The sequence below is a fragment of the Corallococcus terminator genome (assembly GCF_003611635.1).
GTDB classification, from domain to species: domain Bacteria; phylum Myxococcota; class Myxococcia; order Myxococcales; family Myxococcaceae; genus Corallococcus; species Corallococcus terminator.
The window spans coordinates 2,501-5,000 of sequence record NZ_RAVZ01000457.1; the positions used below are offsets into that span (position 1 = coordinate 2,501).

Below are 2,500 nucleotides of genomic sequence, written 5' to 3' on the forward strand. Positions count from 1 at the left end.
GCTCAGCTGGGAGAGCGCCAGCTTTGCAAGCTGGATGTCGTCGGTTCGAACCCGATCAGCTCCACAAGTTTACCTGCGGCAGTGAAGCAGGGACGTTCTTTGACAAGTGCATACGAAGGGTAAGTTGCAATTTCTGCTGAGTGAAGTTCTCAACAGAAGTGCCGACTTCATGAAGTAGCCACCAGGCGCCGCGAGGCGGGTTGGGGGTGAAAATGAAGTCTCCCACTTTAAGAAGAAGCAGTGAGAATCAAGCAATAAAGAGTCTTCCGGGTCTGCTGCGAAGAGCAGGGGCCTGGGCCTTGGCCTCGAGTTTCGACAATCCCGCCGGGAGGCGGGCGTGACGACAAGAGATCAGGGCAAGTAAGCTACTAAGGGCGTGCGGTGGATGCCTAGGTGCCAAGAGGCGATGAAGGACGTGGGTGGCTGCGAAAAGCTTCGGGGAGTTGCCAACCAAGCGTTGATCCGGAGATGTCCGAATGGGGAAACCCAGCGCGGCGAATAGCTGCGTTACTTCAGTCTGAATCCATAGGGCTGAAGAGCGAACCAGGGGAAGTGAAACATCTCAGTACCCTGAGGAAGAGAAAACAACGAGTGATTCCCAAAGTAGTGGCGAGCGAAATGGGAAGAGGCCAAACCAACGTCATGCAAATGGCGGTGGGGTAGCGGGTCCGCGGTAGGACTTTGACAGGCTAGTGGAAGCGTCCTGGAAAGACGCACCAAAGAGCGTGATAGTCGCGTACACGAAAGCCAGTTGGAGCTGAGCGGGTTACCCAAGTAAGACGGGACACGTGCAATCCTGTCTGAATCTGCCGGGACCATCCGGTAAGCCTAAATACTCCTTGGCGACCGATAGTGAACAAGTACCGCGAGGGAAAGGTGAAAAGAACCCCGGTGAGGGGAGTCAAAAGAACCTGAAACCGCATGTCTACAAGCAGTTCGAGCACTACGGCGCAAGCCAGTGCGAGAGCGTACCTTTTGCATCATGATTCGGCGACTTAATATACGTAGCGAGGCTAAGCCGATAGGTGGAGCCGGAGCGAAAGCGAGTCCGAACAGGGCGTCGAGTTGCGTGTATTATAACCCGAAGCGGGGTGATCTACACATGGCCAGGTTGAAGTGCGGGTAACACCGCATGGAGGACCGAACTCATGAAAGTTGAAAATTTCTGGGATGAGCTGTGTGTAGGGGTGAAAGGCCAATCAAACTCCGTGATAGCTGGTTCTCCCCGAAAGATATTTAGGTATCGGCTCGGGCAATTCAATGCCGGAGGTAGAGCACTGGAACGGCTAGGGGTCTCACCAGATTACCAAACCGTACCAAACTCCGAATGCCGGCAATTGTTATCCCGGGACGCAGTCAGTGGGTGATAACGTCCATTGGCAAGAGGGGAATAACCCAGACCGACAGCTAAGGCCCCCAAATCTAGTCTAAGTGAACACTAGAAAGGATGTGGCAGGTCATTGACAACCAGGAGGTTGGCTTAGAAGCAGCCATCCTTTAAAGAAAGCGTAATAGCTCACTGGTCAAGACAGGCCGCGCCGAAAATGTAACGGGGCTCAAGACTAGTGCCGAAGCTTCGGGTCATGCACGTCAAGCGTGTGTGGCGGTAGGGGAGCGTCCCAGTTGCAGCGAAGGTAGACCGAAAGGGCTGCTGGAGCGACTGGGAGTGCTGATGCCGAAATGAGTAGCGATAAAGGGGGTGAGAAACCCCCTCGCCGTAAACCCAAGGTTTCCTGGGTCAAGTTAATCTTCCCAGGGTTAGCCGGGTCCTAAGCCGAGGCCGAAAGGCGTAGGTGATGGCAAGCAGGTTAATATTCCTGCGCCATCTTGCAGACGTTGAACTGAGGGAGGACGGAGAAAGCTAGGCGAGCTGACCGGTGGTTGTGTCAGTCTAAAGACGTAGGGGTGTCGCGTACGAATAAAGGCGCGGCAGCTATCCCCGAGATCCCATGGCGCCCCGCAAGGGGTAAGTCGCTGATGCTCTGCTTCCAAGAAAAGTCCCGCAGGGAGTCTGCAGGGTGTCCGTACCGCAAACCGACACAGGTGGGTGAGGAGAAAATCCTAAGGCGCTTGAGAGAACTCTCCTCCAAGGAACTAGGCAAATTTCCACCGTAACTTCGGAAGAAGGTGGGCCTCTGGTAGGTGTAGGCGTACAGCCGAAGCCGAGAGAGGTTGCAGAGAAATGGCGGTAGCGACTGTTTACCAAAAACACAGGACTCTGCGAAGGCGACAAGCCGACGTATAGGGTCTGACTCCTGCCCGGTGCTGGAAGGTTAAGGGGATTCGTCAGCCGCAAGGCGAAGCGATGATCCGAAGCCCCAGTAAACGGCGGCCGTAACTATAACGGTCCTAAGGTAGCGAAATTCCTTGTCGGGTAAGTTCCGACCTGCACGAATGGAGTAACGACTTCCGCACTGTCTCGGAGAGGGACTCAGCGAAATTGAAATAGCTGTGCCGATGCAGTTTACCCGCAGCAAGACGGAAAGACCCCGTGAACCTT

At 54.8% G+C, this 2,500-nt stretch carries 1 tRNA gene and 1 rRNA gene (both cut by a window edge); both read left to right on the plus strand.

Annotated features, from left to right (window positions below):
- A tRNA-Ala gene (locus tag D7V88_RS37930) sits at positions 1-64 on the plus strand; it begins 9 nt to the left of the window's first position.
- 294 nt (positions 65-358) lie between these two features.
- A 23S ribosomal RNA gene (locus D7V88_RS37935) occupies positions 359-2,500 on the plus strand; it runs 825 nt beyond the window's last position.